The 20,083-nt window shown below is 67.1% G+C and carries 29 protein-coding genes and 1 tRNA gene; 10 read left to right on the forward strand and 20 right to left on the reverse strand.

The window, feature by feature from the left end:
• Positions 1 to 35 precede the first annotated feature (35 nt).
• Genes TK49_RS02030 through TK49_RS02050 form a run of 5 tightly spaced genes read left to right on the forward strand, consistent with a single transcriptional unit; the run spans position 36 to position 2,896 of the window.
• Positions 36 to 227: a hypothetical protein gene (locus TK49_RS02030; protein WP_045785214.1), complete on the forward strand. Its 192-nt coding sequence runs from the start codon at positions 36 to 38 to the stop codon at positions 225 to 227.
• The gene (locus TK49_RS02035) at positions 227 to 676 is read left to right on the forward strand and encodes a DUF2924 domain-containing protein (RefSeq protein WP_045785215.1); all 450 of its coding nucleotides are present in this window, start codon (positions 227 to 229) and stop codon (positions 674 to 676) included. Before TK49_RS02030 ends, TK49_RS02035 begins: the two co-directional genes overlap by 1 nt.
• Positions 673 to 2,052 carry a recombinase family protein gene (locus TK49_RS02040; protein WP_045785216.1) on the forward strand — a complete coding sequence of 460 codons (1,380 nt, stop codon included), beginning with the start codon at positions 673 to 675 and terminating at the stop codon, positions 2,050 to 2,052. The genes TK49_RS02035 and TK49_RS02040 overlap by 4 nt, the downstream gene beginning before the upstream one ends.
• Complete coding sequence (locus tag TK49_RS02045; protein WP_045785217.1) at positions 2,052 to 2,423, forward strand: hypothetical protein; 372 nt, start codon at positions 2,052 to 2,054, stop codon at positions 2,421 to 2,423. Before TK49_RS02040 ends, TK49_RS02045 begins: the two co-directional genes overlap by 1 nt.
• Positions 2,420 to 2,896: a hypothetical protein gene (locus tag TK49_RS02050; RefSeq protein ID WP_045785218.1), complete on the forward strand. Its 477-nt coding sequence runs from the start codon at positions 2,420 to 2,422 to the stop codon at positions 2,894 to 2,896. The genes TK49_RS02045 and TK49_RS02050 overlap by 4 nt, the downstream gene beginning before the upstream one ends.
• Here the strand turns inward: TK49_RS02050 and TK49_RS24890 are convergent, their stop codons facing one another.
• Genes TK49_RS24890 through merT form a run of 3 tightly spaced genes read right to left on the reverse strand, consistent with a single transcriptional unit; the run spans position 2,897 to position 3,783 of the window.
• Positions 2,897 to 3,118 (reverse strand): GDCCVxC domain-containing (seleno)protein, encoded by a 222-nt coding sequence (locus TK49_RS24890; protein WP_045785219.1) that lies wholly within the window; start codon positions 3,116 to 3,118, stop codon positions 2,897 to 2,899.
• Positions 3,115 to 3,399 carry a mercury resistance system periplasmic binding protein MerP gene (merP, locus tag TK49_RS02060; RefSeq protein ID WP_045785220.1) on the reverse strand — a complete coding sequence of 95 codons (285 nt, stop codon included), beginning with the start codon at positions 3,397 to 3,399 and terminating at the stop codon, positions 3,115 to 3,117. Before merP ends, TK49_RS24890 begins: the two co-directional genes overlap by 4 nt.
• A 12-nt stretch (positions 3,400 to 3,411) precedes the next feature.
• On the reverse strand, positions 3,412 to 3,783 hold the full coding sequence (gene merT, locus TK49_RS02065; RefSeq protein ID WP_045785221.1) for a mercuric ion transporter MerT: 372 nt from the start codon (positions 3,781 to 3,783) through the stop codon (positions 3,412 to 3,414).
• A gap of 42 nt (positions 3,784 to 3,825) precedes the next feature.
• Between merT and merR the strand changes: the two genes are divergently transcribed.
• On the forward strand, positions 3,826 to 4,233 hold the full coding sequence (gene merR, locus TK49_RS02070) for an Hg(II)-responsive transcriptional regulator (RefSeq protein ID WP_045785222.1): 408 nt from the start codon (positions 3,826 to 3,828) through the stop codon (positions 4,231 to 4,233).
• 273 nt (positions 4,234 to 4,506) lie between these two features.
• On the opposite strand, the gene TK49_RS02075 is transcribed toward merR, so the two are convergent.
• From TK49_RS02075 to TK49_RS02140, 14 genes are all read right to left on the reverse strand, one after another.
• Positions 4,507 to 4,582, reverse strand: a tRNA-Ala gene (locus tag TK49_RS02075).
• A 47-nt stretch (positions 4,583 to 4,629) separates the two neighbouring features.
• Positions 4,630 to 6,345 carry a thiosulfohydrolase SoxB gene (gene soxB, locus TK49_RS02080; protein ID WP_045785223.1) on the reverse strand — a complete coding sequence of 572 codons (1,716 nt, stop codon included), beginning with the start codon at positions 6,343 to 6,345 and terminating at the stop codon, positions 4,630 to 4,632.
• A complete protein-coding gene (locus TK49_RS02085) occupies positions 6,342 to 6,854 on the reverse strand; it encodes a TlpA family protein disulfide reductase (RefSeq protein WP_045785224.1) in 513 nt (170 codons plus the stop codon). The genes soxB and TK49_RS02085 overlap by 4 nt, the downstream gene beginning before the upstream one ends.
• 12 nt (positions 6,855 to 6,866) lie before the next feature.
• On the reverse strand, positions 6,867 to 7,526 hold the full coding sequence (gene soxX, locus TK49_RS02090) for a sulfur oxidation c-type cytochrome SoxX (RefSeq protein ID WP_045785225.1): 660 nt from the start codon (positions 7,524 to 7,526) through the stop codon (positions 6,867 to 6,869).
• Positions 7,527 to 7,542: 16 nt separating this feature from the next.
• Complete coding sequence (soxA, locus tag TK49_RS02095; RefSeq protein WP_045785226.1) at positions 7,543 to 8,343, reverse strand: sulfur oxidation c-type cytochrome SoxA; 801 nt, start codon at positions 8,341 to 8,343, stop codon at positions 7,543 to 7,545.
• A 40-nt stretch (positions 8,344 to 8,383) separates the two neighbouring features.
• Entirely contained in the window at positions 8,384 to 8,839 is a 456-nt protein-coding gene (locus tag TK49_RS02100) for a DsrE family protein (protein WP_045785227.1), read from the reverse strand.
• Positions 8,840 to 8,862: 23 nt separating this feature from the next.
• Positions 8,863 to 9,174: a thiosulfate oxidation carrier complex protein SoxZ gene (soxZ, locus tag TK49_RS02105; protein ID WP_004628733.1), complete on the reverse strand. Its 312-nt coding sequence runs from the start codon at positions 9,172 to 9,174 to the stop codon at positions 8,863 to 8,865.
• A gap of 18 nt (positions 9,175 to 9,192) precedes the next feature.
• Positions 9,193 to 9,663, reverse strand: coding sequence for a thiosulfate oxidation carrier protein SoxY (gene soxY, locus TK49_RS02110; RefSeq protein ID WP_045785228.1), 471 nt, complete (start codon positions 9,661 to 9,663; stop codon positions 9,193 to 9,195).
• A 10-nt stretch (positions 9,664 to 9,673) separates the two neighbouring features.
• Positions 9,674 to 10,021 carry a c-type cytochrome gene (locus TK49_RS02115; RefSeq protein ID WP_045785229.1) on the reverse strand — a complete coding sequence of 116 codons (348 nt, stop codon included), beginning with the start codon at positions 10,019 to 10,021 and terminating at the stop codon, positions 9,674 to 9,676.
• 163 nt (positions 10,022 to 10,184) lie between these two features.
• Entirely contained in the window at positions 10,185 to 11,072 is an 888-nt protein-coding gene (locus TK49_RS02120; protein ID WP_045785230.1) for an EamA family transporter, read from the reverse strand.
• Between the two features lie 119 nt (positions 11,073 to 11,191).
• On the reverse strand, positions 11,192 to 12,487 hold the full coding sequence (locus TK49_RS02125) for an NAD(P)/FAD-dependent oxidoreductase (RefSeq protein ID WP_045785231.1): 1,296 nt from the start codon (positions 12,485 to 12,487) through the stop codon (positions 11,192 to 11,194).
• On the reverse strand, positions 12,484 to 12,822 hold the full coding sequence (locus tag TK49_RS02130) for a c-type cytochrome (RefSeq protein ID WP_045785232.1): 339 nt from the start codon (positions 12,820 to 12,822) through the stop codon (positions 12,484 to 12,486). Before TK49_RS02130 ends, TK49_RS02125 begins: the two co-directional genes overlap by 4 nt.
• A gap of 142 nt (positions 12,823 to 12,964) precedes the next feature.
• Positions 12,965 to 13,783 carry a BON domain-containing protein gene (locus TK49_RS02135; RefSeq protein WP_045785233.1) on the reverse strand — a complete coding sequence of 273 codons (819 nt, stop codon included), beginning with the start codon at positions 13,781 to 13,783 and terminating at the stop codon, positions 12,965 to 12,967.
• Positions 13,784 to 13,832: 49 nt separating this feature from the next.
• Positions 13,833 to 14,234: a YraN family protein gene (locus tag TK49_RS02140; RefSeq protein WP_045785234.1), complete on the reverse strand. Its 402-nt coding sequence runs from the start codon at positions 14,232 to 14,234 to the stop codon at positions 13,833 to 13,835.
• A gap of 35 nt (positions 14,235 to 14,269) precedes the next feature.
• Here TK49_RS02140 and rsmI point away from each other — a divergent pair, with 35 nt between their 5' ends.
• Entirely contained in the window at positions 14,270 to 15,172 is a 903-nt protein-coding gene (gene rsmI / locus TK49_RS02145; protein ID WP_045785235.1) for a 16S rRNA (cytidine(1402)-2'-O)-methyltransferase, read from the forward strand.
• Here rsmI and TK49_RS02150 read toward each other — a convergent pair.
• Positions 15,169 to 15,909, reverse strand: a complete 741-nt coding sequence (locus tag TK49_RS02150) for a septal ring lytic transglycosylase RlpA family protein (RefSeq protein WP_045785236.1) — start codon at positions 15,907 to 15,909, stop codon at positions 15,169 to 15,171. The two genes, rsmI and TK49_RS02150, sit on opposite strands and share 4 nt — an antisense overlap.
• Before the next feature lie 201 nt (positions 15,910 to 16,110).
• On the opposite strand from TK49_RS02150, the gene TK49_RS02155 reads away from it, so the two are divergent.
• From TK49_RS02155 to TK49_RS02165, 3 genes are all read left to right on the forward strand, one after another.
• On the forward strand, positions 16,111 to 16,767 hold the full coding sequence (locus TK49_RS02155) for an MBL fold metallo-hydrolase (RefSeq protein WP_045785237.1): 657 nt from the start codon (positions 16,111 to 16,113) through the stop codon (positions 16,765 to 16,767).
• Positions 16,764 to 17,471 carry a PolC-type DNA polymerase III domain-containing protein gene (locus TK49_RS02160; protein WP_045785238.1) on the forward strand — a complete coding sequence of 236 codons (708 nt, stop codon included), beginning with the start codon at positions 16,764 to 16,766 and terminating at the stop codon, positions 17,469 to 17,471. Before TK49_RS02155 ends, TK49_RS02160 begins: the two co-directional genes overlap by 4 nt.
• 297 nt (positions 17,472 to 17,768) lie before the next feature.
• Positions 17,769 to 18,032, forward strand: a complete 264-nt coding sequence (locus tag TK49_RS02165) for a hypothetical protein (RefSeq protein WP_045785239.1) — start codon at positions 17,769 to 17,771, stop codon at positions 18,030 to 18,032.
• A gap of 126 nt (positions 18,033 to 18,158) precedes the next feature.
• Here TK49_RS02165 and TK49_RS02170 read toward each other — a convergent pair whose 3' ends face one another.
• Together TK49_RS02170 and TK49_RS02175 are read right to left on the reverse strand one after the other, a co-directional pair.
• Entirely contained in the window at positions 18,159 to 18,509 is a 351-nt protein-coding gene (locus tag TK49_RS02170; protein WP_045785240.1) for an arsenate reductase family protein, read from the reverse strand.
• A 110-nt stretch (positions 18,510 to 18,619) separates the two neighbouring features.
• Complete coding sequence (locus TK49_RS02175) at positions 18,620 to 19,996, reverse strand: L-serine ammonia-lyase (RefSeq protein ID WP_045785241.1); 1,377 nt, start codon at positions 19,994 to 19,996, stop codon at positions 18,620 to 18,622.
• Positions 19,997 to 20,083: the final 87 nt, after the last annotated feature.

A 20,083-nucleotide genomic window follows, 5' to 3' on the forward strand; every position in this document is an offset into this window, starting at 1 on the left:
ATCATCTGTGACGGTTGCAATTCCTCGGAGCCGTCATGAAGAACCTCGAACTTGCATCTTCCTCGGAGATGTCCGCCAGCGCCCGTGCTGGTGAAATCACCACCATCCTTGCGGCTGCCATCGTCCGCACCCTCGTCGCAGACGAGCAAAACCAGAGAGCAGTTGGCCTTGGCTTCCTGCCCGACCAGCGCGTTCATACAACCCCCTATCAAGAGGAGATGTTGTGATGAACGAGAAACAAGCATCCGTCGCCGCACGGATCGCCGAGCTGGCCTGCCTGCCAATGTCCGAACTCTGGATGGTGTGGGATCGGTATTTTCCGCGCCGCCCGGACTACCCCAACCGTACGCACGTCGAGTCCCGCCTCGCCTACAAGCTGCAGGAGGAAGCCTTCGGTGGCCTTGCGCCCGAGACCAAGCAGCGGCTGGAAGCCATCGGCGCAAAGCACTCCAAGATCAAGCTGCGGGCCAAGCCGCGTGATTTCGATTTCGCGCCGGGCACGATCCTGCTGCGCGAATGGGGCGAACGAGAACACCGGGTGACAGTCACCGCAGAGGGGCTGTTCGATTACCAGGGGCGCAGCTTCAAGAGCCTGACGGCAGTGGCGCGCCACATCACCGGCGCGCACTGGTCAGGGCCGCTGTTCTTTGGCCTGAGCAAGGGAGGTTCGCGATGAGTGAGATCGCCAGCATCAAGCCCCGCAAACGCTGCGCCGTCTATTGCCGGGTGTCCTCGGATGAACGTCTCGATCAGGAATTCAACTCCATCGACGCGCAGAAGGAGGCTGGCCACGCCTACGTCGCGAGCCAGCGCGCAGAGGGCTGGATTCCGGTGGCCGACGACTACGACGATCCCGGGTACTCAGGCGGCAACACGGAGCGGCCGGGGCTGAAACGCCTGATGGCCGACATCGAGCGCGGCCAGATCGACATCGTGGTGGTCTACAAGATCGACCGCCTGACCCGCAGCCTGGCCGACTTTTCGAAGATGGTCGAAGTGTTCGAGCGCCACGGCGTGTCGTTTGTGTCGGTCACGCAGCAGTTCAACACCACCACGTCGATGGGGCGGCTGATGCTCAACGTCCTGCTGTCCTTCGCCCAGTTCGAGCGCGAGGTCACCGGCGAGCGCATCCGCGACAAGATCGCCGCCGCCAAGCGCAAAGGGATGTGGATGGGCGGTGTCCCGCCCCTGGGTTACGACGTCGACAACCGCCTGCTGGTCATCAATGAAACCGAGGCGGCTGCGGTGCGCCGGATCTTCGAGGAGATGCTGACCATCGGTTCTCCGACCCAGATCGCCGTCAATCTGACCGCCGACGGCATCACGACCAAGGCCTGGACGACGCAGGAGGGCCAGACCCGCAACGGCACGCGCATCGACAAGAAGTACCTGCACAAGCTGCTGCGCAACCGCATCTACCTGGGGGAGTTGTCGCACAAGGGGAACTGGTACCCCGGCGCTCACCCGCCAATCATCGACCAGGAACTGTGGGACAAGGTTCACGCGGTGCTGGCCCGCGACGGGCACGCACGCTCGGTGGAAACCAAGATCCGGTCGCGCACCGACGCTTTGCTGCGCGGCCTGCTGTACGCCCCCTCGGGCGAACGGATGTACCCGACCTACTCGCGCAAGAACGGGCGCAAGTACCACTACTACGTGTCCAAGTCGGAAAGCCGGTTCGGAGCACCCGGCAAGAGCTACGAGCGCTTACCTGCGCCGGAGATTGAGGCTGCAGTGGTGGCTCAGATCCGCACGGTGCTGACCAGCCCGGAATCCATCGCATCGGTGGTACGCCACATCCAGCGCAACGGCGGTCAGATCGACGAGGCCACCACGGTGATGGCGATGGGACGGCTCAACGACGTGTGGGATCAGTTGTTCCCGGTCGAGCGTCACCGCATCGCCAACCTGATGATCGAGCGCATCGACCTCGTCCACGTTGGCGAGGTGCAGGGCATCAAGGTGAAGTGGCGGGAACTGGGCTGGGACGCCCTGATCGGTGAGTTCGCCCCGAGGGGCATCGGCGCGGAGCTGGTGGAGGTTGAGGCCTGATGGACGACACACTGGAAACCTTCGTGCCCCTGACGTTTCGCCGCCGGGGCGCGCGGCGGGTGGCCGCCGACGACCGCCACGTTCACGATGTGACGCTGCTGGAGGGGGTGGCACGCGGTTTCTACTGGCAGCACCTCGTGGACACCGGCGTGATGAAGAGTGGGTCAGACATTGCCCGGGCCGAAGGACTGCACCCCTCGGTGCCCAACGAGCTGATGCGCCTGACCCTGCTCGCGCCCGACATCCTCGAACTGCTGATGGCCGGGCGGCAGCCCCGCCGGATGAACCTGATCTGGTTCCAGCGCAACCCGCTGCCGGTGGATTGGGAGGCGCAACGCCAGATCGTGAAGCGCTTTGAGGAGGACGCATGAGCAAGAAGCACCGGGGCCGGTTCAAGGGTGATCCGGTCACCTATCAACTGCCGAACCCGGCAGGCGGCGTGCAACTGGAAACCTTCGTGCCCTGGACGCTGGTGAAGCGGGGGCTGAAGAAGCAGGTCATCACGCCCTTGGACGCGCCGCAGGAATTCCTGGACGAGGCCCGCCGCGAGCGATTGATGAAGGCGGCCGCGCAGGACACGCCTTTGATGCGCGCGCTCGGCCTCGCGCACCACTGGCAAAGGCTGATGGACGAAGGACGCTTCGCATCGATCACTGAGATCGCCGAAGCTGAAGGTCTCGATCTGGGTCGTGCCAGCCGGATCGCCCGATTGGCGCAGTTGGCACCCAGCATCGTTGAAGCCTGCGCAATCGGCGCGGCTGCGGGCGTGACACTGGAAAGCGTCAGCCGTCGTGCCATTCCCCAACGGTGGGACGAGCAGCGTGAACGACTGCGCCTAGCGTGATCAGCTGCCGCAGCAACGGTCCTTGCCACGCTCCTGTATCGGCGGACAAGGCACTGTGCCGTAGGAGCAATACACGCAGCAGTCACCCGGCTTGGGCTTGAGCACGGAGTGACACTGCTCGCACTCGTAGAACCACTGGCAGGCGTCCGTGGGCATCGTCTCGGCCTTGGCGTGGCCGCACTCGGGACAGGTCAGCGTCGATTCCAGGATCACCACCGTCACTTGGCGGCTCCCACCACGGTCGAGGGATAACCCGCGTCCTTGGTGGCGCGTGTGAGGGCCTCGACATTCGCCTTCGCATCATCGAATGTCACCCTGGCCTCGCGTCGATCCAGGTTCACGTCGATCTTGCTGACGCCGGAGACCTTGGTCAGCGCTTTCTTGACCGTGATCGGGCAAGTGGCGCAGTTCATACCCGGCACGGACAGCGTGACGCTCTGGGTGGCAGCCCAGAGGGGCGAGGTCATCGCTGCCAACGCGGCCAGGGCAACGAGTTTTTTCATGGCGGTTTCCTTTCAGTAGAACCAGGGCGCGATCAGCGGGAATGCGAGTGCAGCGATAACCAGCGCCACCACGATCCAGAACAAGGCCTTGTAGCTGCGGTTGACCTGCGGCAGCGCGCAGACCTGCCCAGGCTCACAGGCTGCAACGGGGCGCCAGATGCGCCTGTACGCGAAAAACAGTGCCACGAGCGCCGCACCGATGAAGTAGGGTTGATACGGCTCGAGCAGGGTCAAGTTGCTGATCCACGCGCCAGAGACACCCAGCGTGATCAGTACCAGAGGGCCGAGGCAGCAGGTGGACGCGAGGATGGCCGCTAGACCGCCGGTCAACAGCGCACCACGCCCACCGCTGGGTCGAGGTTCGGTTGGGGAATCTGCATTCATGGCGTAAGCTTACTTCCGTACTTAAGTACGGAGTCAAGCGCCATGAACGAACTACCCGAAACCCTGACCATCGGTGTGCTGGCCGAGGCCGCCGGGGTCAACGTCGAAACGATCCGCTTCTACCAGCGCAAGGGTTTGATGCAGGAGCCCGACCGCCCGCTGGGCGGCATCCGCCGCTATGGCGAGACGGATCGGGGGCGCGTGCGCTTCATCAAGTCCGCTCAGCGCCTAGGCTTCAGCCTCGACGAGATCGGGGATTTGCTCAAGCTCGAGGATGGGTCGCATTGCACCGAGGCTCGCGAGCAGGCAGAGCACAAACTAGCAGACGTGCGCGCCCGGCTTGCCGATCTGCAAAGGATTGAGGGTGCGCTGCAGGGGCTTGTCGAGCGCTGCTGCGCGACGAGCGGGCAGGTGCAGTGTCCGCTGATCGCGGCGTTGCAGGCGGCGTGAACATCCAGGCCGGTTGCTCTGCGTTCTCGGTCGCCGTCTCCTGAGCAGACGAAAACCGCAACCGCCTGCTCTCAAACCCGCGAAAACAGTGGACTTGGGCACTTGGACGGTCAAGAGGCCAACAGAGAACGGAGAGAGAAAACCGGCGATGTCGAGGCCGAAAGTCGGCGGCCCGGCAAGGGCGCGCTCAAGAGGCAGGTGTCCGGAACCGCGCCAACAATGGCGTTTCGGGCAGAAAAAAGCCCAACCGATAAGGGTTGGGCTTTGAGTAAATGGTGGACCGAAGGAGGATCGAACTCCCGACCTCCGCATTGCGAACGCGGCGCTCTCCCAGCTGAGCTATCGGCCCGTAGCCGCAAAGTTTATCCCAAATTCCCGGGCGGCTTCAATGGCGGGTCAACCCGCCCCGGCCTCCATGCCGGGGTTGCCGTCCACGCCCACGATGCGCGGCGTATTCAGCGGCCGGGCGGTCACTTCACGCTGGTCGCGCAGCCAGTCGGCGAGGACGTCCCACACGGGGCGGCCGCCGGCCTTGCGCGCTTCGGGCGACACGGCGGCCCAGCCGGCCACCTTGTAGCGGCGGTCTGCGTCGAGCGGTTTGTCGCCCAGGCGCATGTCGGTGATGCGGCGGCCCATCGGCCGGGTCGGGTCGATGGTGTAGCGCAGGCCGCCGGTGCGCACCATGTCGCCGCCCTGCTGGTAGTACGGGTCTGGGTTGAACAGGTTGTCGGCCACGTCTTCCAGCACGGTCTTGATGGTGGCGCCCGTCATCTCGGTGAGCGTGGTGGCCGGGTAGGTGATGGCGGTCTGGGCCATCAGCGCTTCCATGGTCAGGGCTTCGCCGGGCAGCAGCGTGGTGCCCCAGCGGAAGCCGGGCGAGAAGGCAATCTCGGCGCCCTGCGCGTGCATCAGGCCGTCGACGATGAGCTGGTCGAACGTGCCGTTGAAGTTGCCGCGCCGGTACAGCAGGCCGCGGTTGGTGGCGAGCGTTTCGCCCAGCTTGTCTTTGTACGGCGCGCGCACGCGGTCAATCAGCGCCGTCATGGCGGGGTCGGCCGGCAGCAGATCGGCAAACACGGGCAGCAACGTGTAACGGATGTCGCGCACGGTGCCGCCGCGCACATCCAGATCGAGCACACCGACAAACTTGCCGTTGGCGCCCGCGTTGGTGACGAGCGTCACGCCGCCCGGGTTGCTGACCTTGACGGGCGCGGGCACGGCATCGTGCGTATGCCCGCCCAGGATGGCGTCCAACCCGCGCACGCGCGAGGCGAGCTTCAGGTCGACATCCATGCCGTTGTGCGACAGCAGCACGACCACCTTGGCGCCCTTGCCGCGCGCCTCGTCAATCATCTTCTGCAGGCGTTCTTCCCGGATGCCGAAGGTCCAGTCGGGCGTGAAATCCGCCGGGTGCGCGATCGGCGTGTACGGAAACGCCTGCCCAATGATGGCGACCGGCACGCCGTTCAGTTCGCGCAGCACATATGGGTCGAACACCGGGTCACCAAAGTCAGCGGTCTGGATGTTCTGCGCGACAAAGGCGACCTTGTTCTTGAAATCGTGATCGACCACGTGGCGCACGCGGTCGGCGCCGTAGGTCATCTCCCAGTGCGGGGTCATGACATCCACGCCCAGCGCGAGGGCCGCGTCGACCATGTCCTGGCCGTTCGTCCACAACGCGGTGGCGGAGCCCTGCCAGGTGTCGCCGCCATCCAGCAGCAGCGCATTCGGGCGCGTGGCGCGCAGCCGCTTGATGAGCGTGGCCAGGTGCGCGAAGCCGCCCATGCGGCCGTAGCGGCGGGCGGCCTCGGTAAAGTCGAGCGCGGTGAAGGCGTGCGCGGCGCGCGAGCCCGGCGCAATGCCGTAACGCTTGAGCAGCGCGTGCCCGACCAGATGCGGCGGCTGCCCGGCCCATTGCGCCACGCCCAGGTTGACGCTGGGCTCGCGGTATTCGATGGGCAGCAACTGCGCGTGGCAGTCGGTGAAGTGCAGCAGGTGGACGTTGCCGAAGCGCGGCACGTCATAGCTGAACGTATCGGCGTGCGCGTCGGTCAGGCGCAGGCCGGCGGCTGCGGCAATCGCCAGGGCTTGAACGAATTCGCGGCGGTTCATTGTTTGGGGCTGTGTGCGTAGCGTGCCAAGTCGGCCACGTCGTCTTCCAGCATCTCGCCGACTTCCTTGCGCACCACGCGGCCCTTGGCGTCGAGCACGAGCAGTTCGGGCAGGCCCTTGCGCGGGCCGGTGGCGGCGCACAGCGCGTCGGTTTCCATCGTCACCGGAAAGGTGAAGCCGCGCTTGGCGACGTAGTCCTTCGCGAGCTGCGGGTTGGCGTCGATGCTGATGGTGAGGATGCGCAGGTCAGTGCCGCGCGTGGCGTCGTAGAGCTTTTGCAGGCGCGGGTTCTGCAGCGCGCAGAACGGGCACCACGACGCCCACGTGGCGATGATGACGGGGTGCCCGCGCCATGCATCGCCCGGCAAGCGCGTGCCGTCGAGCAACTGCACGTCGGGCAGCGCCACCACATCGCCCACTTCGACGGCCTGCGCATGATTGGCAAACTGCGCGGCGGCAAACACCATCGCCGCTGCCGTCCACATCAGGAACCGTCGAAGCGTACGCATGGCGTTATCGGCTTACTGGTTCACGGGCGAGGCCGGGTCGAACAACAGCGCCATCACGTCGCGGATCTGCTGTTCGGTGAGGATGCCCTTGTGCCCGAAGCGCGGCATGTTGGAGCACGCCGCATACGCGTTGGAGTTGTAGATCTTGCCCCACGTGTAGCGCAGGATCGCTTCCGAATCCCCACGCAGCTTGCCGTACTGGTACAGCGAGGGGCCGATGGTGCCGTAGGACAGTTCGTCTTTCGACAAGCGGTGGCACGCATAGCAATTGGCGCCGTTCGCGCCGCCGGCCGGGTCGGAGAACTGCATGCCGCGGCCGCTCTGCGCGGTCTTCTCGCCTTCCTTCCAGTCGCCCAGCCAGGTGTTGTCCGCCGGGTAGCGGATGGTCTTGAATTGCGCGTCTTCCAGCTTCTTGGCAACCGCAGCGGGCACGGCATTGCGGTCGGCAAACTGGCTGCAGACCTTCTGCACGTCGTCGCGCTCGGTCACGCCTTCCACGGTGGCCGGGCCCTTGGAGACAAAGCTCTCCTGGATGACTTTGGCGAGCGCCGCGTCGGCCTTGGCTTCGGGCTTGGGCGGGGTGACGGCCTTGGGGGCGTCGGCTGCGTGCGCGGTGCCGGCAGCCAGGGCCAATGTGAGTGCCGTCAGAACGATGGGGGTCAGTCGGGTCATACGTGGCCTCATCGTGTCATCGTTTGATGGACGGCGCGTCCATCTTGCCGCCGTTGGCGTTGCGGGCGAGGAACATCTCCAGCGCGGTAATCACCTCGCTGCCGTAGAGCGGTTCCGGAAAGCGCTGCTGGCGCAGGCAGTCATACAGGCGGTGCTGCATCGTGCGTACCTCGCCCTGCGAGACGCGATAACCCGGCCAGGTGGAATACGCAAAGCGCGCGCCGTCGGCGGTCAGCAAGTCAGGCAGCTCCTGCAGGCGGATGCGCAAACCCGGCTGGGCATGGCACGTGGCGCAAGCAAAGTCGTACGCGCCGCCGCGGTAGAAGAACATGCGGCGGCCGAGTTCGTACACGCGCTTTTCTTCGGGGTGGGCGAGCGGAATGTCGATGGCCGCGCCGCGCGATTCGGACGTGATGTACGCCATCAGGCGTTCAATGTCCGACGGCTTGCCGGGCGACGAGAACGGGCGGGCCGATGCCTCTTCCTTGGTCAGCCCCTGCAGCGTCATGCGGCAATGCATGAGGCGCTGTTCGGCGTCCATCACGCGGCCGGTGTCTTTGAAGTAGCGCGGCAGCTTGGCGTAGGCGCCCTTCACCACGCCGGGGCCAAGGCCCAGGTCGCATGCTTCAAGCGAGGCCTGCCTGGGGCCGGCGGGCTTCTTCCAGAGTTCTTCGCCGGCGGCTTCCCAGAGTTCGGCCGGGTTGCCGTCGGCCAGCATCTCGCGGTACTGCGCGATGCCGGCGGCGGTGCTGTCCTTGGCGTCCTGCGCGGATGCCATGACGGCGCTGCCGGCAACCAACGCCGCAGCCAGCGCCATCGTCCATGTCTTGTGTTTCACGGTCCCCTCCGTGGGTCGCCTACGGTTTGATATAGGCGAAACCTTCTTCCTGCTGCAAGCGGGTGATTTCCACCACGCCGGCCGGCACTACCTTGGCTTCGAGCAGCAGCTTGTCTTCCGGCACCTTGAAGGCCATCAGCGAGTTGTGGCACACGCGAAACTCCACGCCCATGCTGGCCAGCGCCGCCACCGGTGCATCAAACGGGCGGCCCTGCGCATCCTTGGCGCCTTCAACGAGGAAGTCGATGCCGTGGCCCAACGCCACCACCACGATCTTCGTGCCGGGTGCGCCGTTCAGGTGGTTGCGCAGGTTGCCGATGGCGCGCACGGCCTGGTCGATGCCTTCGCTCAGCTGGTAGACCACCTTGTAGCGGGCACCGGCGCCGCCAGCGCGCGGGGCGTTCTGGGCAGCGGCCTTGCCGGCCACGCTCAAGGCCGCCAGCGCGGCGGTCACACGAAAGAAGCTGCGTCGCATGTGGGCCTCCGGGCCTTTGCTGTTTACTGAATGGACGTTTCGTCGGTGCGCTTGTCGCCGTGGTTGTCGACCCACGTGACCGTCACCTTGTCGCCCTTGGCGCCGCCCTTGAACTTGAAGTTGAGGAACGGATCTTTCGACACGGCCGGGCCGAACTGCGCGTCCAGCACCGTCTTGCCGCTGTGCTGCACCGTCACGTTGGTGATGTGCCAGGCGGGCACGACCTTGCCGGACGCGTCTTTGCGCTGGCCGGTTTCCATGTCGTGCTTCATCAGGATCTTCACGTCGGTGGTGCCGCCGTTTTCCATTGCGCGAATGCGCATCGGGTCTGCCATGGTGTGTTCTCCTGAGGTTTAACCGCCGCAGCCACCAAGGGTGACCTTCACTTCCTTGCTCGCCAGCACCCATTTGCCGTTGGCGCGCACGGCGGCGTAGACCGTTGACGTCTCGCCCATCTTCACGCGCGTGCTGACAAACGGGTCGGTGCCGGCCGGAATGGCGAACGTGGCGGCCAGCGTGTTCGGGTTCTTTTCGACCAGGATGGCGATGAGGTCGGTGCCCGGCAGCGTGCTCGTCACGACCAGCGGCACCACGGCGCCGTTTTCTGCAATGTCCGGTGCGGTGAGCTGGATGCCGGCGCCGCCCTTGTCGACCGCGCCGCCGCCCAGTTGCTTGAGCACGTCGTTTACGCCCTTGACGCTGAAGGCGGCCTTGTTCCACTCGGCCGCCTGCGCGGGCGTGGCGATGCCGGCGGAGACCAGCAGCGCCATCATCGCGCCCGCGCGCAACACGTCGCGGCGGCTCACGTTGATCGGTTCGTTCATCGCCCTGCCCTCACTTGGCCGGGGCGCCCGCGAGCACCCAGTCGATCACGGTTTTCAGGTCGGCATCGGCAATCTTCGGATTGGCCGGCATCGGGATCTGGCCCCAGTTGCCCATGCCGCCCTCGCGCACCTTCTTGATGAGCTTGGCTTCTGCGCCCGCATCGCCCTTGTATTTGGTGGCCACGTCCTTGTACGCCGGCCCGACGAGCTTGCGGTCGACGGCGTGGCAGCCCATGCAGGCGTTCTGGTTGGCGATGGATTGCGCGCGGGCCGCGTCAACGGCGGCGTGCACGGGCGCGGCGGACAGCGCGAGGCCGGCCAGCACGGCGCCGGCAGCAAGCGTGGGGGCGAACTTCATGTGGTCTCCAGACGGTGGGGCTGCCCGCATGCGTGCGCGGGCCAGATGGTGAGAATCGGACCCGGTATTGTGCCCCAAGTGTGGGCAACCGCCCTGCCGCCGCCCCAAAGCCAAACGCCGGCAACGTCGCGGCCCGGGCGCTTGGCGGCGGGTGGCATGCGCCTCAGGCCATCGCCCGCCGCGCCGCCAGCCGGCCGCCGAAAACGTTCAGAAGCAGCCCCGCCATGACGACCGCGCCGCCGAGCCATTGCGCGGGCACCAGCCGCTCGCCCAGCAGCACGGCCGCCGACACCAGCCCCACCACCGGCACCAGCAGCGTGAGCGGCGCAACCTGGCTGGCCGCGTAGCGCGCCAGCAGACGGCTCCACAGGCTGTAGCCGAAGATGGTGGCGCCGAACGACAGGTAGACGATCGCCCCGATGCTCGATGCGCCGATGTTCGCCAGGCTGTGCGCGATCTGCTCCGGGCCTTCCATCCAGAACGACAGCAGCAGGAACGGAATCGGCGGGATCAGCGCGCCCCACACCACCAGGCTGACCACATTCACCGGCCCGACGCGCTTGGTGACGATGTTGCCGCTGGCCCACGAAAACGCCGCGCACAGCGTCAGCAAGAAGCCGGCGGTGGTCATGCCCGTGACCGAGCCGCCGCCCGCCATGCCAATGACGGCCAGCCCGCCCGCGGCCACCGCCATGCCGGCCAGGTGGAACCAGCGGATCGGCTCGCGCAGCACGATGGCGGCAATCGTCAGCGTAAAGAAGGCCTGCGACTGCAGCACCAGCGAGGCCAGCCCGGCCGGCATGCCCACATACATGGCCGAGAACAGGAACGCGAACTGTCCGAAGCTGATGGTGGCGCCGTAAGCCACCAGCCACTTGAGCGCAATCTTGGGGCGCGGCACGAACAGCACGGCCGGGAACGCGACCAGCGCAAAGCGCAGCGCACCCAGCAGCATGGGCGGCACACCGTGCAGGCCCACCTTGATGACGACAAAGTTGACGCCCCATACCAGCACAACGGTCAGGGCCAGCAGCAGATCCTTGGGAGACATGATGATCGGAATGGTGTTGCGGCCGCCCGCGCGGCCATCTGACGCACTCTAGGCGCGCGCGGCACGCGCGACTTGCTCAATCTTGCGCATTGTTCGTGCCGCCGCGGGAAGCCGCGTGCTCAGCCCAGCATGTCCGACCAGATCGCGCGGCTCCAGCCTTGCGCGAGCCTGCCCTCCGCCACGGACGGCGCCTCGGAAAGCCCACCGGCGCCGGACACCGTCACCATGGTGCGCTCGGCGGGGTCATAGCGGTGGACAGTTGCCACGTGCATCGCCTCGTCCGGCGCGGTGAAGCTGTAGCAGGTGTTCGTATACAGCGGCGACGCATCGGGCGCGTGGCCGGCGAGCATCGCCACCACGGCGGCGGCGGCCACCTTGCCGTGCTGGTTCGCCATGTGGCCGGACTTGGGCATCAGCGGCGCGGTCTGGATGGCATCGCCGATCACGTGCACGCCGGTCGCCACCTTCGATTCGAACGACAGGAAGTCGACCTCGCACCAGCGTCCGTTGGCCGTCGCCAGCCCGGCCTGCACGGCAATCGCTCCGGCACGCTGCGGCGGGATCAGGTTGACCACATCGGCCTGCACGTCGTCCTGCACGTCGAACTTCAGTACGCGGCCGGTCGCATCGATGTCGACGGCGTTGTATTGCGGCCGATATTCGATATGCCGGGGGTAGCGCTCGGCCCACACGCGCTTGAACAGCGCGCCCTTGGACGTCACATCGTCATTGGCATCGAGGATGAGCACGCGCGAGTCGGGCTTGGCGCGCTGCAGCCAGTGCGCGATCAGGCAGGCACGCTCGTACGGCGCGGGCGGGCAGCGATACGGCGCGAGCGGAATGCTGATCGCCACCGTGCCGCCGTTGGGCATGGCCTCGAGCCGGTGGCGCAGCGCGAGCGTCTGCATGCCGGCCTTCCACGCGTGCGGCGCCTGTGCCGCCGTGGCGGGGTTCGCCAAGCCGGGAATCGCACCCGCAATGAAATCGATGCCGGGCGACAGGATCAGGCGGTCGTAATCCAGCGTGCCGCCGCCGGCCAGGCGCACCTGCCTTGCACCGACGTCGATGGCCGATGCGCGATCCCGCACCCAGCGCACCCCGTGGCGCCCGACCAGCGCGTCGTACGGCACGGTCACCGACGCCAGGTCGCGGTCGCCGGACACCACGAGGTTCGACAAGGGACACGAAACGAACGTCGCGTTCGGCTCGACCAGCGTCACGTCGACACGCCCTCCGGAGAACGTGCGTACGTACTTGGCCGCCGTGGCCCCGCCATAGCCGCCGCCAACCACCACGACACGCGCATTGCGCGCGCCCGACAGCGACGCACATGCCGCCAGCGGCCCGGCCAGCGCCGTCGCGCCCAGCGCGCGCAGCACGGCCCGCCGGTCCTTCGTGCAGGGAGATGCGGTCATGGTGCCTCCTGCGATTGGCGCGACAGCCAGCCGGCAATGGCGGCGATCTGCGCATCGTCATAACCACGCGCAATCTGGCCCATCACCGTGGACGGGCGTGTGCCGTTGCGGAACGCCTGCAGCGTATCGATCAGCTCGGCCTGCGAGCGGCCCGCGAGCGGGGGCAGCGTCTGTACGGCGCGCCCGGCGCCCGGCGCGGTATCGGCGTGATGGCAGCTCGCGCACGATGCCGCCCATGTGCGGGCCTGGGGGTCGGAGGGCGGACGATCGGCCGCGCGGGCCGTGGGCAGTGCCGCCAGCAGAGCCGCGGCGGCAAGACGGTGGACGACGGGCATGGGGGGCAGCGAAGTCGGGCAAGCGTCATACGCTAGCACGCACCGCCGGCCATGTGCCTGGGTGATGCGCGCAGCCAACAAAAAACGCAGCGCGATGGCTGCGTTCTTTGCAAAGCGGTGGGGGCCGAGGCTGCCGGCACCGTTACGGCAGCTGCTTGCCCGGCGGCAGCGCCGGCGAGGTGGTCGGCGACACCGTCACCCCGGGCGATGCGGAGGTCACGGGCGCGGGGGCCTGCGTGGCCGTCGGCGTGCCGCGCACCGTGGCGGGCGTGCCTTGCGACGCGTCGGGCGCCACCGAGGGGTTGGTCGACGTGGCATTCGCGTCCAGGCGCTTGCGCTCGTCTTCGCTCACGTAGTCGAACACCTTCACGACCTTGTTGACGCCGCCCACGGTGCGCACCGCTTCGGTGGCACGGTTGCCTTCGGCTTCGGTCACCACGCCCATCAGGAAGACGGTCTGCGCTTCGGTGGTCACCTTGATGGAGTTCCAGGGCACGCCTTCCGCGCCGGCCAGCACGCCCTTCACCTTGGTGGTGATGTAGGTGTCGTTGGCACGCGAGCTCATCGTGCTCGATTCAGGCGTCACGACCAGCTCGTTGACCACCTCGCGCGCATTCTCGAGCTTTTGCGCGTATTGGCCGATCTCCTGCTTGGTCTGCTCGGTGCCGGCTTCGCCCGTCAGCAGCACCTTGCGGTTGTAGACGGTGACGTTGACGTGCGCGCGGCCGTTGTAGCGCGAGATCAGCGTGTTCTCGGCCTCCATCTGCAGGCCGCGGTCGATGGTCTGCGTGGCGGTCGGGCGTCGGTCGGTGGCCAGGGCGACGCCACCGGCCACGGCGCCGGCAAACAGCGGGAAGCAGGCGGTCAGCTGCGTGGCGGTGATGCCGGCCAGGGCGGCCAGCACAACGGTGCGCTTGACCGAGTGACGCAAGCGGGCAGACGTAGGCGACGAGGGTTTCATGCTGTCCTTGAATGAAGTCCGGAAGAGAGAAGAGCGACAAGAGCGAGATTCACGCTTCGACACCAAAGGCATCGCGCATCCACTCGATGCGCGTGCCGTCGATGGCGATGACGTCAAAGCGGCAGGCGGGGACATCCTGCGCCTGCTGCGCGAGAAAATCTTCGGCCGCCGCGATCAGGCGGCGCTGCTTGGCCGGCGTCACGCTGGCGGCCGCACCGCCAAAGCGCTGCGTGGAGCGTGCCACGCGGGCACGGACTTCCACGAAGACCAGCGCGCCGGCCGCATCGCGCATCACCAGGTCGATCTCACCGGCCTTGCAGCGATAATTGCGCGTGACCACCGACAGGCCCCGCGCTTGCAGATAGCGGAGTGCGCGGTCTTCGCCGGCATCGCCGGTCGCGGCTGTGAGTGGCATCGTGGACTGCGAAGAGACGGGCTGCGGCGCGTGCATTGGCGGTTTGAACCAAGTGACGGAGAGAAGTTCTCGTGAGTGATCCTGACTGGACCCTGCTGGCGCACGACCAGCATTACCCCGCCGGCGCATTATATGTGGTGGCCACCCCCATCGGGAACGCCGCCGACGTATCGCTGCGGGCGCGGCACGTGCTCGGCCTGGTCGATGCGGTGGCCTGCGAGGACACCCGCAACACGGGGCAACTGCTCAATCGGCTGGGACTGTCGCGCCCGATGCTGGCCGCACACGAGCACAACGAGCGCGAAGCAGCCGAGCGCATCGTGGCGCGTCTGGCGCAGGGCGAGCGCATCGCCTATGTGTCGGATGCCGGCACGCCGGGCGTGTCCGACCCCGGCTCGCGCATTGTGCAGGCCGTGCGCGCGGCGGGCCATCGCGTGATTCCTCTGCCCGGCGCCAGTGCCGTGGTGACTGCGCTCTCGGCCGCTGGCGAGCTGCTCGACACGTCCGCCGGGCAATTCACCTTCGTCGGCTTCCTGCCGCCCAAGGCGGGGCAGCGCGATGCGGCCATCCGCCAATGGGCGGCGCACGGGCCGGCGTGGGTCCTGTACGAGGCGCCGCATCGCATCGACGCGACACTGGCGGCGCTGGCCGAGCATCTGCCGGCGCGGCGCGTGCTCATCGGGCGCGAACTGACCAAGCTGTTCGAGCAGATCGTCGTGCTGCCGGCGGCGGAGGCGCCCGCATGGCTGGCCGCCGATGCCTCGCATGGCAAGGGCGAATTCGTGCTGGTGGTGGAAGGTGCGGGCGCGCAGGACGCGGCGCCCACGGCCCTGGCAGCGGACCAGGTCTTGCGTCTGCTGTTGGCCGAGCTGCCGGCCAAACGCGCGGCAAAGCTGGCGGGCGCGATCACCGGTGCGCCGGTCGATGCGCTGTACCAGAGCGCGCTGGCGCTCAAGAACGACGGGAAGGATTAACGGTGCCGCGCCTTCCTGGCGCGATGCTTCACACGCTTGGCCGGCGTGGGGTCGTCGGCGCCCACATCGGCATCGCCATCGTTGCTGGCCACGTCGGTTTGCGTGAGCTCGGGGCGCAGCGCTTCGACTTCTGCGCGTGACAGGCGGCAGATCTCCACGCGGGTCGAACCGCGCTTGACGAAATCGAGCCGCTTGGCGGCGGCGTACGACATGTCGAGGATGCGCTTGCCGTAGTACGGGCCGCGATCCGTCACCTTGGCGACGACCACGCGGTCGTTGGCGAGGTTGCGCACGAGCACCCAGCTCTGCAGGGGCAGCGACGGGTGCGCCACCGTGAAGGCATTCATGTCGAAGCGCTCGCCGCTGGCGGTGCGCCGGCCGTGGAAGCCGCGGCCGTACCACGAGGCGATGCCGCGCTCTTCGAAGGTGCCCAGGTCTGCGCGCAGGCCGGGCGTGGTGTCGGTGTTCTCGTCGAGCTTGAGGCCGTTCGAATCGGGCACGCCGCGAAACGACAGCGAACCCCAGGCGTCGGGGTTGTCGCGCGGGTCGGCCGGCTTGAGGGCAGTCGCGGGTGCGGCGGGCTTGCTGGCCTGCACGCCGGTCTGTGTGCCCGCAGGCGGTTCGCCCGGGACAGCGGCACAGCCCGCCAGCACCAGCAGCGTGGTGCCGTGCGTCAGCCAGGCACGCAGCGTGCGGCCGGCCAAAAGGCTGGAGATCGGGTGGGAAAGCTTGAGCATGGGCGCGAGTCTAACACGCATGCTTTGGTCGACTATTTACATTTCCTATTAAAACGATCACATCATGCAGTCATCTCGCATCAATTTTGTAAAATTTTCTTTCTGATGTAACAGGCCGGCCCGCGAGCCCAGTGCTGGCGCGGGCTCGGGCCGATACAATCGGGTTATCCCTGCCTCGCGCAAATGCGCACAAAAAATCACATGAAAGTCGTCGTCGTCCCCGTTACGCCGTTTGAACAGAACTGCACGCTGCTGATTGGCGACGATGGCGCGGCCGCCGTCACCGACCCCGGCGGCGACGTCGAGCGCATCCTGGCGGCCGCCCAGCAGCACGGCGCGCGCATCGAAAAGATCCTGCTCACGCACGGCCACGTCGACCACTGCGCCGCCGCCGACGCCCTGCGCAGGCAGCTCGGCGTGCCCATCGAAGGTCCGCAGAAGGACGAGGCGTTCTGGATCGACCAGCTGCCGGTGCAGAGCCAGCGCTTCGGCTTTCCGCCGGCCGAGGCCTTCGTGCCCGATCGCTGGCTGGACGACGGCGACACCGTGCAGGCCGCCGGCCGCACGCTGCAGGTGTTCCACTGCCCCGGCCACACGCCCGGCCACGTGGTGTTCTTCAGTGCGGAAGACCGCGTCGCCATCGTCGGCGACGTGCTGTTCGCGGGCTCGATCGGCCGCACCGATTTTCCGCGCGGCAACCATGCGGATCTGATCCGCTCGATCCGCACAAAGCTGTGGCCGCTCGGCGACGACGTCACCTTCGTGCCGGGCCACGGCCCGGTCTCCACCTTTGGCGATGAGCGCGCGACCAATCCGTACGTCGCCGATCGGCTGTTTGCCAACGAAGGCACAACATGAGCGACGACACCAACGAGAGCGACGACACCTTCGCCGACACCGCGCCCGCCGCGGCCCAGGACAAGCCCCGCCGCAAGCGCGGCAGCCAGCCGCCCGACACGCGGCCCGAGATCTACGTCAGCACCGACGTCGAGGCCGATGGGCCCATCCCCGGGCCGCACTCGATGCTCAGTTTTGCCAGCGCGGCCTACCTGGCCGACAAGACGCTCGTCGGCACGTTCGAAGCCAACCTCGAAACGCTGCCCGGCGCGGAAGGCCATCCGGTCCAGATGCAGTGGTGGCAGACGCAGCCCGAGGCGTGGGCCGCGTGCCGCAGCAATCTCGAGGCGCCTGAGGTGGCCTTGCCGCGCTATGTGGAGTGGGTCGAGAGCCTGCCGGGCAAGCCGGTGTTCGTGGCGTTTCCGGCGGGCTTCGATTTCACGTACATGTTCTGGTACATGATGCGGTTCGCGGGGCGCTCGCCGTTCGGGTGGGCCGCGCTCGACATCAAGACGCTGGCCTTTGCGCTGACGGGCATGCCGTACCGGCGCAACGTGAAGGCGGCGTTTCCCGAGCACTGGCACGATCCGCTGCCGCACACGCACATCGCGCTGGACGACGCGAAGGAGCAAGGCGCCCTCTTCTGCAACATGCTGGCCGAGTTGCGCAAGCGCGAGGCCGAGCGCGCCGCCGAGCAAGTGTCCCACCAATCTGCTCAGGATTGAGCGCCCAGGCGCGGTGCAGTCGGGCGCAGAAACCGTCACGCATCGCGGCAAAAGCCGCATACCGTTTGCGTTTCGCGCGCGTGACGCGCGCACCATGCCGCGGCGCAACTTGCGGGGCCGCAAACCCGCGTCTACGCTGGGCTTGTGCGAGGCGACCAGACGACTGCGCCACCCGGCGCCGACAAGCAAAGCCACTCGCATACGCCATTTGCCTGTCGTATCGTCATCGGGCCGCACGTACCCCCGACGCCGGTGCGTGCCGGCGTCGGCTCCACACACACGACGGGAGGTACCGCGATGCGATTTTCCCGTGACGCGTTTGACACGCAACACTTGCGAGCGATGGCGGAGCGCTTGCACTGGCATCGCAAGCCGTCCGCGAAGGCCATGCCGCTGAGCATGCGCGTGCATCTGCATCGCGCGCACAGCAGCGAGCACGACGATGCGGAGGTCATGAAAGTCACTGCGGTATCGACCGCGGTGGCGCTGGCAGTGGTGCTCGCAGCGCTGCTGGCCATTGGTTTCGGGTCAGAAATGGCCCGATGGATGGGCCTGGAATGATCCGGTGCCCCAGCGCGTCTTGACGGACGCAGCCCCGGCCCTCGCGCAAGGCGATACGGCCACCCCTGAACGGCCTGCCCGATGGAAATCGGCAGGCCGTTCAACTGTGGGGCCCCCGATGTGGACTTACTTCAGGAACGCGTCGAGCGCTTCCGGCGTCCGGCCAATGGTGGCCTTCCCGTTGCGTACGAGCACCGGACGCTGCAGCAGCCGCGGATGCGCCGCGATGGCCTCGAGCAGCGCCTCGTCGGAGGCATCCGCCAGGTTCAGTTGCGCGTATTCGTCTTCGTTCTCGCGCACGAGGCTGCGCACGGGCGCATCGAGTTGCGCCGCCAGTGTCTTGAGCGCATCCAGCGTGGGCGGCGTGACGAGGTAATCGACGACGTCGAGCGGTTCGCCCGTCTTCTGGGCAAAGGCCTGGGCCCGCTCAAGCGCAGCGCGGGATTTGGAGCAACGCGGGTTGTGGTAGATCTGCATGATCGAAATGGCGGAATGGAAGGTGAAACGCCTTGCATGTTAACGCCCCACCGCCCGGCCGGATTTCGCGTTTGGTGGTGGGGGCATTCGCCGCCGTTCTGCGCGCAGCCTCAGCACTCCACGATGTTGACCGCCAGGCCGCCGCGGGCCGTCTCCTTGTACTTGGTCTTCATGTCCGCGCCCGTTTCACGCATGGTCTTGATGACCGAATCGAGCGAGACATAGTGCGTGCCGTCTCCGCGCAACGCCATGCGCGCCGCGTTCACGGCCTTCACCGAGGCCATCGCATTGCGCTCGATGCACGGAATCTGCACCAGCCCGCCGACTGGGTCGCATGTCAGCCCCAGGTTGTGCTCCATGCCGATCTCCGCTGCGTTTTCGACCTGCGCAGGCGTGCCGCCCAGCACCGCTGCCAGCGCACCCGCCGCCATCGAACACGCCACGCCGACCTCCCCCTGGCAGCCGACCTCCGCTCCCGAGATCGACGCGTTCATCTTGTACAGCATGCCGATCGCGCCGGCGGTGAGCAGAAAATCGACCACGCCGTTGTCGTTCGCGCCGGGCACGAAGCGGTCGTAGTAATGCAGCACGGCGGGGATGATGCCGGCGGCGCCGTTGGTCGGCGCCGTGACGACGCGCCCGCCCGCGGCGTTTTCTTCGTTCACGGCAATCGCATACAGGTTCACCCAGTCGATGACCGACAGCGGATCGGACAGCGTGCGCTCGGCCTGCACCGTGAGGCGTGAATACAGTTCGGCGGCGCGGCGACGCACGTGGAACGGGCCCGGCAGTTCGCCCTCGGTGCGGCAGCCGCGCGCCACGCACGCCTGCATCACGTGCCAGATGTTGAGCAAGCCGGCGCGCACTTCGGCTTCGGTGCGCCACGTCAGTTCGTTTTCGAGCATCAGGCGGGCGATGGACTTGCCCGTCGATTCGCACATCGCCAGCAATTCCTTGCCGCTGCGGAACGGATGCGGCAACTGGTCGTGCGCGGCCAGCACTTGCGTATTCGGCGCACCGGCCGTGACGACAAAGCCGCCGCCCACCGACAGGTAGCGCGCCTCGCGCAGCCGCTCGCCGGCCGCATCGAAGGCATGGAACTTCATGCCGTTCGGGTGCTCGGCCATCGCCTCGCGGCGATAGAAGGCGATGTGCTCCTTCTCGGTAAAGCGCACCGCGTGACGGCCCAGCAGCGACAGCGACTGCGACGCGCGCAGCGCCGCCAGCTTGTCTTCGATGGTGTCGGGGTCGATGGTGTCCGGCGCCTCGCCCATCAGGCCGAGGATGACGCCGCGATCGGTGCCGTGGCCCTTGCCGGTGGCGCCGAGCGAGCCATACAGCTCGACGCGCACGCTGGCGACTTGCGGCATCAGGCCGTCGGCTTCGAGGCCGGAGGCGAACATCAGCGCGGCGCGCATCGGCCCGACGGTGTGCGAGCTGGACGGGCCGATGCCGATCTTGAAGAGGTCGAAAACAGAAACAGCCATGGGGTCAGGCTCCGGGGGGCGTTTTGCAAAAGGGGCGAGTCGGCTTGTGGCCGCCCGCGCTCGGGTTGTTCAGATGCAAACGGCCGC

Origin of the sequence: Ralstonia mannitolilytica, assembly GCF_000954135.1 — a bacterium.
GTDB lineage: Bacteria > Pseudomonadota > Gammaproteobacteria > Burkholderiales > Burkholderiaceae > Ralstonia > Ralstonia mannitolilytica.

Coding starts and splice junctions, on each gene's coding strand:
- soxA (WP_045785226.1), bottom strand. CDS start 8,343: ATGGCGCTGGCTGCGGCGTTGGTTGCCGGCAGCGCCGTCATGGCATCC.
- TK49_RS02120 (WP_045785230.1), bottom strand. CDS start 11,072: ATGTCTCCCAAGGATCTGCTGCTGGCCCTGACCGTTGTGCTGGTATGG.
- TK49_RS02035 (WP_045785215.1), top strand. CDS start 227: ATGAACGAGAAACAAGCATCCGTCGCCGCACGGATCGCCGAGCTGGCC.
- TK49_RS02045 (WP_045785217.1), top strand. CDS start 2,052: ATGGACGACACACTGGAAACCTTCGTGCCCCTGACGTTTCGCCGCCGG.
- soxX (WP_045785225.1), bottom strand. CDS start 7,526: ATGACCCGACTGACCCCCATCGTTCTGACGGCACTCACATTGGCCCTG.
- TK49_RS02155 (WP_045785237.1), top strand. CDS start 16,111: ATGAAAGTCGTCGTCGTCCCCGTTACGCCGTTTGAACAGAACTGCACG.
- soxZ (WP_004628733.1), bottom strand. CDS start 9,174: ATGGCAGACCCGATGCGCATTCGCGCAATGGAAAACGGCGGCACCACC.
- TK49_RS02170 (WP_045785240.1), bottom strand. CDS start 18,509: ATGCAGATCTACCACAACCCGCGTTGCTCCAAATCCCGCGCTGCGCTT.
- TK49_RS02140 (WP_045785234.1), bottom strand. CDS start 14,234: ATGCACGCGCCGCAGCCCGTCTCTTCGCAGTCCACGATGCCACTCACA.
- TK49_RS02175 (WP_045785241.1), bottom strand. CDS start 19,996: ATGGCTGTTTCTGTTTTCGACCTCTTCAAGATCGGCATCGGCCCGTCC.
- soxY (WP_045785228.1), bottom strand. CDS start 9,663: ATGAACGAACCGATCAACGTGAGCCGCCGCGACGTGTTGCGCGCGGGC.
- TK49_RS02050 (WP_045785218.1), top strand. CDS start 2,420: ATGAGCAAGAAGCACCGGGGCCGGTTCAAGGGTGATCCGGTCACCTAT.
- merP (WP_045785220.1), bottom strand. CDS start 3,399: ATGAAAAAACTCGTTGCCCTGGCCGCGTTGGCAGCGATGACCTCGCCC.
- merR (WP_045785222.1), top strand. CDS start 3,826: ATGAACGAACTACCCGAAACCCTGACCATCGGTGTGCTGGCCGAGGCC.
- TK49_RS02160 (WP_045785238.1), top strand. CDS start 16,764: ATGAGCGACGACACCAACGAGAGCGACGACACCTTCGCCGACACCGCG.
- TK49_RS02115 (WP_045785229.1), bottom strand. CDS start 10,021: ATGAAGTTCGCCCCCACGCTTGCTGCCGGCGCCGTGCTGGCCGGCCTC.
- TK49_RS02085 (WP_045785224.1), bottom strand. CDS start 6,854: ATGCGTACGCTTCGACGGTTCCTGATGTGGACGGCAGCGGCGATGGTG.
- TK49_RS02150 (WP_045785236.1), bottom strand. CDS start 15,909: ATGCTCAAGCTTTCCCACCCGATCTCCAGCCTTTTGGCCGGCCGCACG.
- TK49_RS02125 (WP_045785231.1), bottom strand. CDS start 12,487: ATGACCGCATCTCCCTGCACGAAGGACCGGCGGGCCGTGCTGCGCGCG.
- TK49_RS02165 (WP_045785239.1), top strand. CDS start 17,769: ATGCGATTTTCCCGTGACGCGTTTGACACGCAACACTTGCGAGCGATG.
- soxB (WP_045785223.1), bottom strand. CDS start 6,345: ATGAACCGCCGCGAATTCGTTCAAGCCCTGGCGATTGCCGCAGCCGCC.
- TK49_RS02135 (WP_045785233.1), bottom strand. CDS start 13,783: ATGAAACCCTCGTCGCCTACGTCTGCCCGCTTGCGTCACTCGGTCAAG.
- TK49_RS02130 (WP_045785232.1), bottom strand. CDS start 12,822: ATGCCCGTCGTCCACCGTCTTGCCGCCGCGGCTCTGCTGGCGGCACTG.
- merT (WP_045785221.1), bottom strand. CDS start 3,783: ATGAATGCAGATTCCCCAACCGAACCTCGACCCAGCGGTGGGCGTGGT.
- TK49_RS02040 (WP_045785216.1), top strand. CDS start 673: ATGAGTGAGATCGCCAGCATCAAGCCCCGCAAACGCTGCGCCGTCTAT.
- TK49_RS02030 (WP_045785214.1), top strand. CDS start 36: ATGAAGAACCTCGAACTTGCATCTTCCTCGGAGATGTCCGCCAGCGCC.
- TK49_RS02100 (WP_045785227.1), bottom strand. CDS start 8,839: ATGCGACGCAGCTTCTTTCGTGTGACCGCCGCGCTGGCGGCCTTGAGC.